Raw genomic sequence first — 14,367 nt, 5'->3', positions numbered from 1 at the left:
CTAAAAAAGAACGTATGTACGAATCGGAGGCTGCATAATTGAAATTATCTGTGTCTATTTTATTGACTTAATATCAATAAGTCCTTGACTACAATCATAATCATATTGTTCGTTTTCTTTATTGTTAGCACTGTTTGACGCAATTTGCTGTTTCTTTTGAATGACATCCATATCAACTTCTGCAACAAAAATCCCACGTTTCGGTTTGCTTTCTACATACCCTTCAGCTAGTAATTGTTGATAAGCGGATTCCACTGTAATACGGCTCACATTAAGTTGTACTGCTAAATTTCTGTGAGAAGGAAGGCGTGTACCGGCACATAGTGATCTATGAGAGATTTCTCGTTTCATATATTCATAAATTTGTAAGTAAAGGGGTATTTTACTTTGTAATACTAATGGGATAGTCAGATCCATTCGTAGACGCTCCTTTTCATACTGGCCTTATAAAAAAAGATAAAACTGTCACTTAAGCTAAGGGCAGTGGCTTTCTATAATGATGATATAACATTTAGAAAATTTTATAAATAGTAAGGGGAGAATCAAAATGAATATTAGAGAAGTAGTAACAGAAGCGGATTTACATGATGTATTTCCCGTATTACAGCAGTTACGAACGAAACTTTCAAGAGAAGAAGCAAGTTCTTTGTTTCAAAAAATGAAAGAAGAGAATTATAAACTATTTTCGCTACGTAATGAAGAAGATGAAGCAGTTAGTCTAGCCGGTGTAGCGATTTGTACGAATTTTTATAATGAGAAACATGTTTTCGTATATGACCTTGTAACAGCAGAAGCACATCGTTCAAAAGGGTATGGGAATGTATTACTCTCCTATATAGAGAACTGGGGAAAAGAAAACGAATGTGAGTCCATCGTTCTTACATCAGCGTTTCCTAGATTAGACGCTCACCGCTTTTATGAAAGAGAAGGTTATGATAAGGTAAGTTTTTCTTTTTATAAAGAATTATAAAGAAGGATAGGTTCTATATGACATAATATATAGAACCTATTTCATTTAGAAAGGTTTATAATTTAAGTTGTTGAATTGTTTTTTTGTAAATAATACAGAGAATGATTGGAGCGCTTACACTTGGAAAAAATAAAGAAACTATCAATCCCTAATGATGTTAGAGTAATCGTAATATCTGATATTCATGGAGAAGTACTTCTTTTAAAAGAAGTACTACAGAAAGTTAACTTTAAAGATGAAGATTATTTAATTATTAATGGTGATCTTTGTGAGAAAGGAAGAGACAGCATCTGCGTCGTAAACTACGTTATGAATCTTGTAAAGAACAATTCAAATGTTCACGTTGTTGAAGGGAATTGTGAAGTTTTAGTTGATGCGCTTTTAAATGAAAATCCTGGTCTTATCAATTATTTATGTACGAGAAAGCATTCGATTTTTAATGAATGGTTAGAGTGTGTGCATTTCTCTATTCATGAAGGTACGCCTATTCAAAAAGTAAGGGAAGTATTAATGAGCCATTTTTCAAAAGAAATAAAGTGGCTGACAGAATTGCCAACAGCGCTTGAAACAGAAGATTATATTTTTGTACATGCTGGCCTTGAAGATAGAGAAGATTGGAAAGAGACAGAACGAAAAAATGCGATAGCAATGCCGGAGTTTTTCAATAAATCACATAGAGCACATAAATATGTAGTTGTCGGTCATTGGCCTGTTGTAAACTATTCAGACAAAGCACCGTCTAATAATCCAGTTATTGATAAGGAGAAAAAGATTATTGCGATGGATGGGGGAAATGCGATTAAAGAGGCAGGGCAATTAAACGCATTTATCATTCAAAGGAAACCAGCAGGTGATATGTTTTCTTATACATATGTAGACTATTTTCCAGAGTTTGAAGTGATAGCAGATTTTAATGCGAATTCAGAAATGCAGGGCGGGGTAACATATCCATATTATTACATAGAGCCGATGGAGAAGGTGCAAGAATACACAATATGCAAGCAAAAGGAAACGAATACATTACTTTATGTGAAAAATGAATATATTAGGCAGCTTGAGTCAGGTGATTACACAGTGAAAACCGATATTTCTTGTGCACAAATATGTGTAAGGAAAGGGGACATTGTTTCTCTCATTGATGGAAGCTGTTCAGGATATGATTTAGTGAAAAGAGATGGAATAGAAGGCTGGATAGAGAAAGGAATTTTAGTTGAGATAGAAAAAATGAAAAAGAAAACGTTTAGCTGAAATAGGAGGTATAGAACCTCCTATTTTTTTATTACCTTTTTAAATGAGTAGATTGCTTGCTGTCTTTCATAAGTAAGTAAATCGTACTCGGTAAAATGGCAAGCGTCATTCCTAAAATAATTGCGATTATAGCATAACCTCTATACGGAACAGGAACGATAAATGGAAGCCCGGCTAGGAAAATACCTGCTATTATCATTGAAATACTACAAATATTTGAAGCTCTTTTTTCAAGATGTTTATCATTCCATTCCAATGAAACCGTTGATTTACTCGTATCGATTTTGGAACTGAAATAGCCTATTAATATAAATAAAAGCCCTAATGCTAAAAATATGAAATGATCAAGAGGAAGAGTGAAGCCAAGAGCGATGAGAGCAATGACAATATCGACAAAAAATAAAAATAGTAAAATTGTGTTGCCAATCCAAAGGAGAAATTTCTGGTTACTCGCTGCTTTAGATAAAGCTAAAAATAAAAAGAATAAGAAGGTACATATAATTATATTTACGATAACAAAAGTGCTTTTATCCATTGTTGATGTAGGCGTTCCATTGAAGTCCCATTTCGTAACAATACGTAATGGTAAGAAGAAATAGAGAATAATATTTGTTGTAATAATAGTGAGAAATAAAGCAATACTAAATCGATTATTCATTGAATCACCAGCTCTCCACATGAATAATTGGTATCTTATAACAAAATTATACAATATAATAAACGATATTTGTTTTGATTTTTCTGAAAAAACATTATAATTATATATGAAATAAAGAGGAGTGTAGGAGGAAATTATGCAAAACGTAAGAGTAAAAGGGGATAAAGTTACAATTCGTGCAATTGAAGAATCAGATATAAAAACATTATGGGATCTCGTATTTAAAGAAGAAAATCCAGAATGGAAAAAATGGGATGCACCGTATTTTCCGTTTTCAATGCAAGAATACTCGTCTTATAAAGAGAAGATGAAAACTCGTTTAAAAGAGGAACCTCTATCCAATTTAATTATAGAAAATAACGGTCAAATTATAGGGACAATCGGGTTTTATTGGGAATATAAACCGACGCGTTGGTTAGAGATAGGGCTTGTTATTTATAATCCAAATTACTGGAATGGTGGTTATGGTACAGAGGCGTTAACGTTATATCGAGATTTACTATTTGAAAAGATGGAGATTGGCAGAGTAGGAATCACGACTTGGTCTGGCAATGAACGAATGATGAAAGTAGCGGAGAAAATAGGAATGAGCTTAGAAGGTAGGATGCGAAAATGTCGTTATTATAACGGGACGTACTATGATTCTATTCGAATGGGAATGATTCGTGAAGAATGGGAAGCGTTATATGTAACGAAGGGGTGAGAAAGTATGTACGCTATTATTGCTACATTTGATCGTGTGTTTACTAATAAAATTATAGAATTACAAAATGAAATAACAAATATCATTGGCACAAATCAATTAGCCGGAGTAGAACCTCATATTACATTAGCTGATTACAATGAGGTAGATGTTAACTTATATACTAAGAAATTAGAGGAGTTTGTAGCTGTTCAAGAAAATATGGCTGCAATAAATTTTCCTTCTGTTGGAGTTTTTCCTACTAATGGAACGATCTTTTTAGCACCGACCATTACAGATGAATTGTTAAAACTTCATCATTCTTATCATGATAATTTTAAAACTTTTCATGATAATTTAAATTCATATTATGTACCAGGAAAATGGGTTCCGCATTGCACGATTGCAAATAAGTTACATGCAAATCAGTTTTTAAGTGTAATGGAATATATATATGAAAAATTTGATTATGCAACAGCTTCAATTGAGAAATTAAAATTAATTAAAGTGAATTATGAAAATGGTTCTGCCATTTCTTCTAGTATATTAGCAGAATATAAGTTAAAGAGAATGGAGACAACGAGATGACATATGTAATTAGAGAAATGAAGCAAGAAGATATTCACGCTGTACAATCCGTAGCGAAAATAGCTTGGCATGATACATACGAAAGCATTATTCCGAGAGAGATTCAAGACAGATTTTTAGACGAGGCCTATTCTGATGAAAAAATGAAATATCGTCTTGAAAATACACATTTATTCGTTGCGGAAGAAGAGGGAGAAGTAATTGGCTTTGCGAATTTTTCACCTGTTAGATTGCAAAACGAAGCAGAATTAGGAGCGATTTATTTGTTACCAGATCAGCAAGGGAAAGGGGTAGGAAGTGCTTTATTACAAAAAGGGTTAACGGAATTAAAAGGAATTCGGAAACTATACATTCATGTAGAAGCAGCGAATGAAAAAGGAAAACGTTTTTATGAAGCGAAAGGTTTTGCACAATTAGAGGAATTTGAAGAAGATTTTGAAGGACATATGATGCAGACAGTAAGGATGGTTTTATACGTATAGGGAGGATTAGTAATGAAAATTTTTGATTTTAGTGAAAAAGTGGGAAAGAAAATCTCAGCATTTCAATCTAATTTCATAATGTCAAAAATATTAAACCATAAAGGAAATGTACATATTGGTGCTATGCATTTACGAGAGAATGGAATAATTGGATATCATGAAGCAGTTGTATCACAGCTGCTTCTTATTATGGATGGAGAAGGATATGTATGCGGAGCAGATAAAGAAAATGTGAAGGTGGAAGCGGGACAGGCTGTGTTTTGGGAGAAGGGCGAATTTCATGAAACGATTACGGAAAAGGGATTGCTGGCAATTGTGATTGAGTCGGAGGAACTTGAACAAGCGATAGTAATGCCTATTAATGAGTGGAGTTGTGAAAAATGATAGAAAAGGCGAATCGAGAAGAAACGAATGAAATCTTACAGTATGCAGCTCAATCACTTTTTGAAGGGACAAGAGGGAATTGTCGATTAAGTATAGAGAAAGCGATTGAAATTACAAAGCCAATAGTGGAAAAGGGAGCATATTATTTAGTTATTAAAGAAGAAAAGAAAGTAATGGGATGGGTATTAATAGGGGAAAATACAGACTATTTCTCTCATGAAAAACTTGGATTTATATATGAGTTATACGTTTTTCCAGAATATCGCGGGAAAGGACTGTCGAAAGAACTGATGGAAGCTGGTATTAAGGAATTGAAGGAGACGTATTCAGAAATTCGCTTAAATGTATTTGCCGGGAATTTTGCGAAAGAGATGTACGAAGAGTTTGGTTTTGTTGAAAGACAGGTAATTATGACTTTGAAGTGAGAACAATAGGCTTGAACGGGAGAGGGGAAAGAATGAGAAAAGAAAATGAGTATGTTTCGTATTTACAAAGAGTGTGTCCTGAATTACAAATAAGATCAGCTTATATAAATGAAATTGGCCAAAATAATGATGTATTAATTGTAAATGATAATGTAGTATTCCGGTTTCCGAAATATGAAAAAGGTATTCAGAAACTTCGAATAGAATTAGCTAGTTATGGAGAGGAGTTTTTACAACTATTTTCAGCTCATTATCCTAATTTAGAAGCAGTAAAGGAACGAATGTATTTTTATAAAAGTACATTTGCGCTTCAAGAAGCATTGTTTGGTGTACTAAATAATGATAAAAAAGCCTTTGAAGCTGGATTAGCACAATATGTATAAAAAGCCGATTTCAAATCGGCTTTTTATTATCGGTACATCGTCCACATCCCTATATCTTTAAACCCTAATCGTTTATAAATTCGTCCAGCAGCCGGATTATTATAAAACAAGCAAAGTGTTCGGCCTTCTTTCGTAAAGTCTTGAATCATTTTTTGCAATATGAGTGAAGCAAATCCATTTCCGCGGTAGTTCGGATGCGTACATACGCCAACTACCATAGCGGATAATGAATTTTCAGCAGATGTAGAGGCGGAAGTTAAGCCTGATGAGGTTTTATCTATGAGTGACCACTCTTTTAGTTATTCGTTTAGGAAAATTATAGAGGTTACAGACTTGTGAGTCAATAACTATTCAGTTGGAACTTGTGAGAAGTGTCTTCGAATCTAGTGCTGATTAGTAATCTAGGTAAGCTGCCTCGGGGGGATAAGAGATGGAGATATCGTTTATTGAGATGTGACATGTTATAATATAATAGAAGGATATTTAAATAGTAAGGGGGAGTTAAAGATAAATATTAATTCGCTACCGAATTCACGTAAATCTTTATTAGAAAATAGAAAGATACATTTAAAGAACTTGATTAATTGGAATAAGAGAAGAAATAGAATTTACTTGGTTTTAGCTATCCTGAATATTTGTATATTGTTATATCTTGTATATAATGTAGGAGATATACTCAAACAAGATAGTTATGGAGTATATACAGAACCTACGTTATTTATCCTATCGGCAGTCTTTACATTCTCTTTTATGTTCACTTTTTATCAACTTTTAAGAAGGCCGTCAACTGTGTATATAATTGAATTACAAGAAGTAGAGAACGAGTTAGATTTATTAAGTATATCTCATTCATCATTAGAGGAGAGATCGGAAACACTCTTTAAACATCATCATCTTGAATTGAAGAAATACTATGATGAAAATTTAAAACAAAGCGCATGGATATTTGTTGTTGGTATAGCATGTATATTAATTGGTTTTGCAATAATTGGAATAACTTTGTACTTCTTAATGCTTAACAGTTCCAACGAGCTAGAAAATAAGATAATTGTAGCCTCAGTAGGTGCGATAGGAGCTATACTATCTAATTTTATTGCTGTAATTTACTTGAAGATGCATTCTGAGGCTGTCAAATCATTAACGGAGTTTCATAATCGATTTGTAAACACACATCACTTCTACTTTAGTAACTTCTTATTATCTAAGATTCAGAATGAGGACAAGAGAGAAGATGCACTTGTTGAGCTAGCCTTAAAGATTAATGGTATTTCACCAAAGGCTCCAGCTCAAGGGGAAGAAAATAAATAGGTATCACCTAAACACTGTTTGAATCTAAGCAGTGTTTTTCTTTGGAGTTAGTATCTCGGTAAGTGGTTGACACTCTGTTGGTAAGCTGGGACTCTAAATTTATTTATTGGAACAAATTAACACTATACTAATGGATTATATTGTATGCTAAATATATCAGGTAGATTCTGATAAATACATTTTAGAAAGTTGGTCATAACATGTCACATAGAAAGTACAGCAATAAACCTGAATTGATTGGAATTTGTAAGGAAGCTAACTGACACTGCTAAAATCCAAGCAGTGTTTTTCTATAGAGTGTGTACCTTGGTGATTAAGTACCACCCTGTTATTAATCTGGTGAGGTAGGACTCTAGATATAAATGGCTAGATAGAGCAACATAATTATAGGTGTATACGAGACAAAAACTGAGAGGGGATTACCCTTGAAGTTAAAACCCCCACCTCGATGTGGTCACTTTTCAGTACATCAACATAGGAACTATAAAGGGTATAAAAATATAACAACTTAGCTATACCTGAGAAGGCGAAACTCCCTCGGATACCACCTCACCAATACAAACAAAAGAGGTAGAACCTTTATATTCCTACCTCACAGTTATTCCTTCAAGTCTATCCTAAGATTACATAAAACGATAGATAAGTGTAATCATTTAACTAGAGAGGAAAACCTTGCTGTTAAGCCTTTTGGTTGTTACATAAAGTTATTACATAAAAGATTACACAAAACCTTTACATTTAATGAGTGCTCATGTTACATTAAAGGTACAATAAATGTAAGGGGAGAGAAACCTAATGAGAATCGCTTATGCTAGGGTTTCAACTGATGAGCAGTTACTGGACAGACAACTAGAAGCACTAAAGAAGTACGGCTATGATAGATTAATCCAAGAGAAATATACCGGGACTAAGAAAGACCGAGCAGGATTAACCCAGCTCATGGATACAGTACGAGAAGGTGATACTGTTATTGTAGAAGCGATTAGCAGACTAGGGAGAAACACTCTGGATATCCTTACAACTGTCGAAGAGTTAAATGCCATGGGTGTTACTTTCGTGTCACTAAAGGAAAACATGGATACTTCAACGCCAACTGGAAAAGCTATGTTCTCTATGATGGCAGTAATCAGCCAGCTCGAAAGGGACTTAATAGCAGAACGAACAAGAGAAGGACTAGTAAGCGCAAAGAAACGTGGAGTTAAACTAGGTAGACCTCAACTAGACAATGACAAAATAAGGGTAGCTCTACAGATGTATGACTCAGGAGAATATTCTATTAAGGACATTGTTAGTCAAGTAGGGATATCTCAAGGTAAGCTATATAAAGAGATTAATAAGAGGAAATTACAAGAAGGAACTACGAGATAGGTGACAATTAAGTTGCTGCCTCGTGGTTTCTTTTTTATTTGTATACGAGTATGAACCATGTAGATGCATCTCTTGAGCGTGTACCTAACAGTGTTCTCATGTGGATCTGATAAGTGGATACGTAAGTTGATACTTGTATGTATGGTTGAGTAGCGCCAGCTCAGATGTACTACCTGTATCGTTGCCTTGTATGGCTAGACTCTGTTTGTGGTGCTCTCGTTAGCCGCCTTTCTGTGACTGTTGAGGGAGATATTCGTTGGCTCGTCCTCTTTAGCATCACGTATTACAAGCATAGGGGTGGGTGCACATGTCGGATGGTGCTATACAGCGTTACTATACAGACACAAAATCGACCTCCCGAGTTTTATCTCCTCAGTCAATTTTATAAAATTTATTCTCCTAACATTCGCCCTCATAGTTACATCTCCGTTGTCCGTCCTCGTTAGCTCCTTCTAAAGTGTTATTAGATCTAAGTAAGTTAAAACTATTAAGTTCAACTAATTAGTTCTACCTCAGGTAGTTATTTGTTTTAAATGCATTTAAATACTTAAAACCTAGAGAAGGATAAACTCTTTGAGGATAGTTATATAGTCTTTCTCTTGGTTTCACCAAGTAGTAAACCTATATAGGATAACTAATTAATCTTCCTCAGTAGTCATTTGTATTTTTTTTTAACTGAGCTGGAATCTATTAGGTGAACTCTTTTAGAGTTTTGCCTATGAGATGGACTAATGTAGTTATATACAGAATACAGAGAAACCCGAAAGTGAAATGGGTTTAATCCCTTGGGAGAGTAAGGTTGATTCTGTTTTAATACTGGCGGTTTCATACACCGTTTTAGCTCAATGCTGGCGGTCTCATACACCGTTTTAAATTGATTTGAGGACGGTATCCATGGAATTTTAATGAATAACTTACAAGTCGTTCACCAGCAAGACGTTTTAGGTCAACCTTTCAAGGTTTATGGAAGTATTGAAGAACCACTGTTTCTTGCGAAGGACGTAGCTGAGTGGATCGGACACACAAATACAACCAACATGTTAAACAATGTAGATGAGGATGAAAAAACCACATTTATTATTAATACATCTGGTTCGTATAAATCAAAGGTAGTGGCACTCACAGAGGACGGAATCTACGAAGTACTAATGCAATCTCGTAAGCCAATAGCTAAACAGTGGAAAAAGGAAGTAAAGAAAATCCTCAAGCAGATTCGCCTAACAGGTGGTACTGTACAGACTGACCGTGAGGAGGAGTTCATTCACAATTACTTCCCAAGTTTTTCTGATGAGATTAAGAAAGCTATGGTGTTGGATATATGGGAACATGTCTACTGGATATTACCTAGGTATTACTTATATTCGGAATATATAGATAATATTTATTTTCAGTTGGACATGGAATATAATTGGAAATAAAACTAAGAAGGTTGATATTAATGAGTAACGTAAAAATGAATAATGAAGTAATCGACCCAAAAGACAAACGTGATAGCTTAATTGACAGGGTGGAGGTACTTAGCAGGGTAAAAAACTTATCGTTATTACCAGAATTAGAAGTAGCCACTACTAAACAGGTTGCTAAATTTTATAATGTAAATTCCTCCTCACTACAAAGTGTGATTACAAGAAATAAAGAAGAATTGATATTGGATGGATACGAAACAAAATCAGGAAAAAAATAGTGGATTCTTATAGATTCAAAATGACTCCGCAAGAAATCTCGATAAAAAAAGAAGGAGCATATGCGGTAACAATAAGAAACGGAGATGAATATAGATTCTCTATCAACAATAATGGCCTATTCCCTAGGAAAGCCATCCTCCGAATAGGGATGTTATTACCTAATTCTGAAGTTGCCAAAGAGGTTCGTACTCAACTGTTGAATACTGAGGAGAACGTAGCGCAATCAGTTGAAGCTTACGAGATTGCCTCTGAGATGGAATTACCCATAAGACTAGGACGATCAGTAGCTACAAAGTTTCCAACTCTAGATAAACCATTCAATAACTATGGGTTTGAAAGTAAGCAAGATAGAGCTTATAGTTTGGAAGGCAATTTCTATGGATCAATTACTAAGTCATATATAAATGGATTAGTATTGTGTGGATTATCGTTGAGTTTACTAATGATAATGCCATTTACTAATCAAGAACAGATTAGGTAAGAAATTAAATAGTTATTGCACTTGTTCTCGAGCTCAGGGTACACCTGAATAGCGTATCTCATGGATAGGCAAGAGAGGTATCAAGAATGTAATAATGGAGTAGACTTCTTCGGTCTAACTCCTTATACCTAATTATCTATAAAGCAATTATTCTTTATCATGTTTGTTCCACAAATCCAATTTGTTATCTTCAAATCTTAGCATGGCAAACTCTATATTGCCTTCGCCCTTGTAAATTATGGTTTTTATGTAGTCCTCTTCTTTATATAATTCGCCTACACCGCCAATTAACTGAGCTACCTCCTCGCTAGTCATATCATAATCAAGAGCTTCAAACTCTCCCTCATTAATGTACCCCTGAGATGGCTTGTAGTCTTCGAATGGTGCCTTTGTAGTGGTAGCTTCTTCTTGTGAGCAGGCACCTAATAAACCAATACTTATAAATAAGATACTTAGTCCTAAGCGTTTAATCATATAACATCCCCCTTAGTTTATTCTATTCACTCTCATGGTTGTCCTATCAATAACAAATTAATGGAATCAGCTATTGGACGTACTTCACAAGTTCTTTATGGGTAACAGTTTTTGTATTTCGGGAGGGAAAATAAGAGGTAGTCACACTCTTGGTAAATATCTTTATGAAGGAGTAAATAAGGGGGTGTGACACCTGAGGTGTGCTACAAATTATAATGGAAAATTTTAGGTGTCACGTTCCTGGTATGTTATATATGTAGGAAACTTTTTCAAGAGTATATTCTAATCGGTATACCGTGAGAAGGAATAGTTCCTCAAAGTTCAAAGATGGACTTGGTAAAGGTCGCGAACCTGTTGGAGGTTGATTTTCCCCTGTAGAGGTCACAGCCCGTTCATATTAGTTATGAAGTGAAAATAAAAGGATACTTTCATTACACAATCTCCCTAGTTTAACACTAGCTTGGCTGACTCATAGTTGTTCCTTTGAGTTAGCTTTTTTTAACTCTGACTATACTGTTAGATTAATAGGTTTATAAATGATGGGGAATAAAGCCAAATAGGAGGGAAGAAAATGACTATTCAATTCTACGTTGATTTAGAAACTATTTGTAAAGAACGAAATCATACATTAACTAGTTTGGCTGAGTTAACTGGAATATCACAGCCTAGCCTTTCTCGTATTAAAGCTACAAAGTCTATTAATATGCAAACACTAAGTAAGTTAGCTACAGCGTTACAAATAGATCAGCCGGAGAAGTTAATCAAAGTTAAACGAGCTTAAATAGCAAATGAGGAGGAAGAAAAGTGAATAACTTACAAATAGCTAAGAAAATGTTACTCGAGGCAGGGTACGATCTAACCAGCCCAGGTCAAAAGGAAGCTCGTAAGAAATACAAAGAGAATAAACTAGGGAATGAACAATTTGTAATGGTTAAGAAGGGCTTTAATGAGGTGAAGAAACATTTAAGCTTAGAACAAAGTGGTGTTCTCATGTACCTTATGGCGTTTGTTAAATTAAACGAGGATGGACAACTGTTTATGGAACATGCTGACAAGAAGAAACTTGAGAGAATGACAACTACTCATGCAGCTGACTTACTAGGTAAATCCAAGCGACAAACAAATGATATCTTAGCGGAATTAGAAAAGTTAAGTTTAATAGTTAGAACTAAAGAAGGAATAAACGTATATATAAGCCTTGGGAATTCTTTCTTTAACTGTGGAGGTTATGAGGAGAAGGATTTATTCACAAAGGTTTACAAAACGGAATTAAAAGAGATTGCTAAAAAAATTACTCTCTCAGAGTTAGGGCTACTAATGCAACTTTTAAATCATGTTCACTTTCAGTATCATATCTTAGTAGATAATCCACATGAGACAGACCCTAGTAAGTTACAAATTTGGTCTAGAAAACACATTGCTGACGAGCTAGGAATATCAATTGATTTTATTAAACGTGCAATTCCGATGCTCGATTAGATGAAGGCGAGGCAGGTACAGTATTAGTGGACACCCTTGGAGGAATGCAACATATGAGGTCTATCAATGAGGCAGGTCTCTACAGTTTAATTTTAACTAGTCGCAAACCTCAAGCCAAAGCATTCAAAAAGTGGGTAACCTCAGAGGTACTACCGAGCATCCGCAGAGATGGTGGGTATATGGTTGCCAACGAGGAAGAAAGCGATGATGATCTACTAGCTCGTGCTTTAGTGGTAGCTCAAGCGACGATAGCTAGGAAGAACAAGAAGCTAGCTCAAGTGGAGGCTCAATTAGAAGAACAAGCTCCAGCAGTAGCTTATCACGATAAAGTGTTGGACATCGAGGGTTATACAACTATTGAGAGTACGGCTAAGCAGTTAGGTTTACGATCACCTCAGCAGTTAAACCAAATGTTAAAGCAAGCAAAGATTATCCACCGTACAAGAAAAGGCAGCTGGTTGCATACTGCTAAGTACGCATACTTGAGAGAAGAAGGTCATATCAACTACAAGCCTCTGATAGGTGGAAAGTTACAGATGTTAGTTAGCCAAAGAGGAACAAAGGAGATAGCTAAATTATTAGGTTTAATCGAGCGGTAACCCCTACAATATGTCTTCATCAAAGGCTCACCCACCCCGAGCCAACTAGTAAGTAAAACCCAAACTAAAACTAAACTATGGAGAGTGATTATTAATGGGTATTATCACTAAATTTTTCACTAAAGGTAACGAAACTAAACTAGGCAAGTTAAACAATGAGGTAGCAGAACTAAACAGTAAAGTTAGCGGGTTAAGCGGTAAGATTGGACAAGTAGATAAGGCCCTAGAGTTAGCAAAAGTAGACCTAATGCTAGACGAGAACGCAACTAATAAGAAAGCTGTAGCTAAGTATGAGACAGCCAAGGAGAAGTTTTCTACAGAAATCGCTAACCACCAAACTAAACTAAGCGAGCTGGCTCAACAAATTCAAGCTATTACAGATGAAGAACTACAGGCAGAACTTAAGGAGGCAGCTGAGAAGGATACAGAGAATAATGCGTTAACTATAAAAAGTCGAAAAGTAGAAAGTATGATCAGAGCAAAGGCTGACCATATTGATAACTTTATGCTCTCAGGCGGAAGTCAAGCTAACTTGAGGAGGTTGGCTGTCTCTAGAGGTCATATGAGTAAGCATGTAAATCACATTAGTGGTATCTACTCAGATGCACTAAAGGAAGCGCAAGATAAGATGGATATTCAGATTGATAAAGAATATTCAGAGTTCATGAAAGCTTGGAATAAATACTTCGGAGAAAGTAACTAAAAGAACATATAACGCAATATAACTGAGTAGTTCATGCTTGGTAATTAACTGCTGAGGTCACTAGGACGGAGGTTGCTTCTGAGGTGAATTACTCCACTAAAGGAATCAAAGAGTGTGACTAGGGGGGCTTTAGCGCAGCTAAGGTCTTCTTTCTCATATAGATTAATCGAAGGAGGTAGACAATATGTTCAAGCAGTTCAAAGAAAGTGGTCATCTAATGGAGAACTTCTCAGCCAATTCAGAGGGTGATCTTATCAAAGATGCAGAGCTTTTCTCCACAGGCGTTCACAGAGGGCGCAACTACACAGAAGAAGATCTACACAGTCTTGCTAACTCGTTCAATCCTGAGGAGAATGTTCCTTTGCAATTAGATCTGATGTTAGACTAAAAAGTAGACACAGGTTACTATAATAAAAAATGAACCAAATGAGGTGTCTACATGGGGAAAGT

20 protein-coding genes and 2 pseudogenes are annotated in these 14,367 nt (G+C 35.3%); 18 read left to right on the top strand and 4 right to left on the bottom strand.

Going from position 1 to position 14,367, the window contains the following annotated elements:
- Window positions 1–63: 63 nt before the first annotated feature.
- Window positions 64–417: pseudogene (locus JDS99_RS28400) on the bottom strand (GntR family transcriptional regulator); the annotation flags it as partial.
- Between the two features lie 130 nt (window positions 418–547).
- On the opposite strand from JDS99_RS28400, the gene JDS99_RS28395 reads away from it, so the two are divergent.
- The gene (locus tag JDS99_RS28395; protein WP_087982720.1) at window positions 548–970 is read left to right on the top strand and encodes a GNAT family N-acetyltransferase; all 423 of its coding nucleotides are present in this window, start codon (window positions 548–550) and stop codon (window positions 968–970) included.
- Between the two features lie 120 nt (window positions 971–1,090).
- Entirely contained in the window at window positions 1,091–2,218 is a 1,128-nt protein-coding gene (locus tag JDS99_RS28390) for a metallophosphoesterase (RefSeq protein WP_199696180.1), read from the top strand.
- 31 nt (window positions 2,219–2,249) lie between these two features.
- Here the strand turns inward: JDS99_RS28390 and JDS99_RS28385 are convergent, their stop codons facing one another.
- Window positions 2,250–2,876 carry a DUF1648 domain-containing protein gene (locus JDS99_RS28385; RefSeq protein ID WP_097908536.1) on the bottom strand — a complete coding sequence of 209 codons (627 nt, stop codon included), beginning with the start codon at window positions 2,874–2,876 and terminating at the stop codon, window positions 2,250–2,252.
- A 136-nt stretch (window positions 2,877–3,012) separates the two neighbouring features.
- Between JDS99_RS28385 and JDS99_RS28380 the strand changes: the two genes are divergently transcribed.
- The 6 genes from JDS99_RS28380 to JDS99_RS28355 are packed head-to-tail and all read left to right on the top strand — an operon-like array spanning window position 3,013 to window position 5,820.
- Window positions 3,013–3,579 carry a GNAT family N-acetyltransferase gene (locus JDS99_RS28380; protein WP_097889438.1) on the top strand — a complete coding sequence of 189 codons (567 nt, stop codon included), beginning with the start codon at window positions 3,013–3,015 and terminating at the stop codon, window positions 3,577–3,579.
- 6 nt (window positions 3,580–3,585) lie between these two features.
- Complete coding sequence (locus JDS99_RS28375; protein WP_088063135.1) at window positions 3,586–4,146, top strand: 2'-5' RNA ligase family protein; 561 nt, start codon at window positions 3,586–3,588, stop codon at window positions 4,144–4,146.
- On the top strand, window positions 4,143–4,628 hold the full coding sequence (locus JDS99_RS28370) for a GNAT family N-acetyltransferase (protein WP_087982712.1): 486 nt from the start codon (window positions 4,143–4,145) through the stop codon (window positions 4,626–4,628). The genes JDS99_RS28375 and JDS99_RS28370 overlap by 4 nt, the downstream gene beginning before the upstream one ends.
- A 12-nt stretch (window positions 4,629–4,640) precedes the next feature.
- The gene (locus JDS99_RS28365; RefSeq protein WP_199696179.1) at window positions 4,641–5,012 is read left to right on the top strand and encodes a cupin; all 372 of its coding nucleotides are present in this window, start codon (window positions 4,641–4,643) and stop codon (window positions 5,010–5,012) included.
- Window positions 5,009–5,437 (top strand): GNAT family N-acetyltransferase, encoded by a 429-nt coding sequence (locus tag JDS99_RS28360; RefSeq protein ID WP_097907110.1) that lies wholly within the window; start codon window positions 5,009–5,011, stop codon window positions 5,435–5,437. Before JDS99_RS28365 ends, JDS99_RS28360 begins: the two co-directional genes overlap by 4 nt.
- A 32-nt stretch (window positions 5,438–5,469) precedes the next feature.
- Window positions 5,470–5,820: a hypothetical protein gene (locus JDS99_RS28355; RefSeq protein ID WP_088063138.1), complete on the top strand. Its 351-nt coding sequence runs from the start codon at window positions 5,470–5,472 to the stop codon at window positions 5,818–5,820.
- Between the two features lie 26 nt (window positions 5,821–5,846).
- Here the strand turns inward: JDS99_RS28355 and JDS99_RS28350 are convergent.
- Window positions 5,847–6,074 (bottom strand): annotated as a pseudogene (locus JDS99_RS28350) (GNAT family N-acetyltransferase); the annotation flags it as partial.
- Window positions 6,075–6,609: 535 nt separating this feature from the next.
- On the opposite strand from JDS99_RS28350, the gene JDS99_RS28345 reads away from it, so the two are divergent.
- The 5 genes from JDS99_RS28345 (at window position 6,610) to JDS99_RS28325 (ending at window position 10,662) form a co-directional block, all read left to right on the top strand.
- Window positions 6,610–7,128 (top strand): TRADD-N-associated membrane domain-containing protein, encoded by a 519-nt coding sequence (locus JDS99_RS28345; protein ID WP_242475779.1) that lies wholly within the window; start codon window positions 6,610–6,612, stop codon window positions 7,126–7,128.
- A gap of 795 nt (window positions 7,129–7,923) precedes the next feature.
- Window positions 7,924–8,496, top strand: coding sequence for a recombinase family protein (locus tag JDS99_RS28340; RefSeq protein ID WP_199696178.1), 573 nt, complete (start codon window positions 7,924–7,926; stop codon window positions 8,494–8,496).
- Window positions 8,497–9,401: 905 nt separating this feature from the next.
- A complete protein-coding gene (locus JDS99_RS28335; RefSeq protein ID WP_199696177.1) occupies window positions 9,402–9,914 on the top strand; it encodes a BRO-N domain-containing protein in 513 nt (170 codons plus the stop codon).
- A gap of 20 nt (window positions 9,915–9,934) precedes the next feature.
- Complete coding sequence (locus JDS99_RS28330; RefSeq protein ID WP_199696176.1) at window positions 9,935–10,180, top strand: hypothetical protein; 246 nt, start codon at window positions 9,935–9,937, stop codon at window positions 10,178–10,180.
- Complete coding sequence (locus JDS99_RS28325) at window positions 10,180–10,662, top strand: hypothetical protein (RefSeq protein ID WP_199696175.1); 483 nt, start codon at window positions 10,180–10,182, stop codon at window positions 10,660–10,662. Before JDS99_RS28330 ends, JDS99_RS28325 begins: the two co-directional genes overlap by 1 nt.
- Before the next feature lie 147 nt (window positions 10,663–10,809).
- Here JDS99_RS28325 and JDS99_RS28320 read toward each other — a convergent pair whose 3' ends face one another.
- Window positions 10,810–11,136, bottom strand: a complete 327-nt coding sequence (locus JDS99_RS28320) for a hypothetical protein (protein ID WP_199696174.1) — start codon at window positions 11,134–11,136, stop codon at window positions 10,810–10,812.
- Between the two features lie 571 nt (window positions 11,137–11,707).
- On the opposite strand from JDS99_RS28320, the gene JDS99_RS28315 reads away from it, so the two are divergent.
- From JDS99_RS28315 to JDS99_RS28290, 5 genes are all read left to right on the top strand, one after another.
- Window positions 11,708–11,917, top strand: a complete 210-nt coding sequence (locus tag JDS99_RS28315; protein ID WP_087957870.1) for a helix-turn-helix domain-containing protein — start codon at window positions 11,708–11,710, stop codon at window positions 11,915–11,917.
- A gap of 23 nt (window positions 11,918–11,940) precedes the next feature.
- Complete coding sequence (locus tag JDS99_RS28310) at window positions 11,941–12,615, top strand: hypothetical protein (RefSeq protein ID WP_199696173.1); 675 nt, start codon at window positions 11,941–11,943, stop codon at window positions 12,613–12,615.
- A 53-nt stretch (window positions 12,616–12,668) separates the two neighbouring features.
- Complete coding sequence (locus tag JDS99_RS28300) at window positions 12,669–13,214, top strand: phage antirepressor KilAC domain-containing protein (RefSeq protein WP_242475778.1); 546 nt, start codon at window positions 12,669–12,671, stop codon at window positions 13,212–13,214.
- A 94-nt stretch (window positions 13,215–13,308) separates the two neighbouring features.
- A complete protein-coding gene (locus JDS99_RS28295; protein WP_199696172.1) occupies window positions 13,309–13,917 on the top strand; it encodes a hypothetical protein in 609 nt (202 codons plus the stop codon).
- A 184-nt stretch (window positions 13,918–14,101) separates the two neighbouring features.
- A complete protein-coding gene (locus tag JDS99_RS28290) occupies window positions 14,102–14,305 on the top strand; it encodes a hypothetical protein (protein ID WP_242475777.1) in 204 nt (67 codons plus the stop codon).
- Window positions 14,306–14,367: the final 62 nt, after the last annotated feature.

Origin of the sequence: Bacillus cereus group sp. N6 (assembly GCF_016483705.1) — a bacterium.
GTDB lineage: Bacteria > Bacillota > Bacilli > Bacillales > Bacillaceae_G > Bacillus_A > Bacillus_A wiedmannii.
This window is presented reverse-complemented; position numbering and strand designations above follow the sequence as displayed.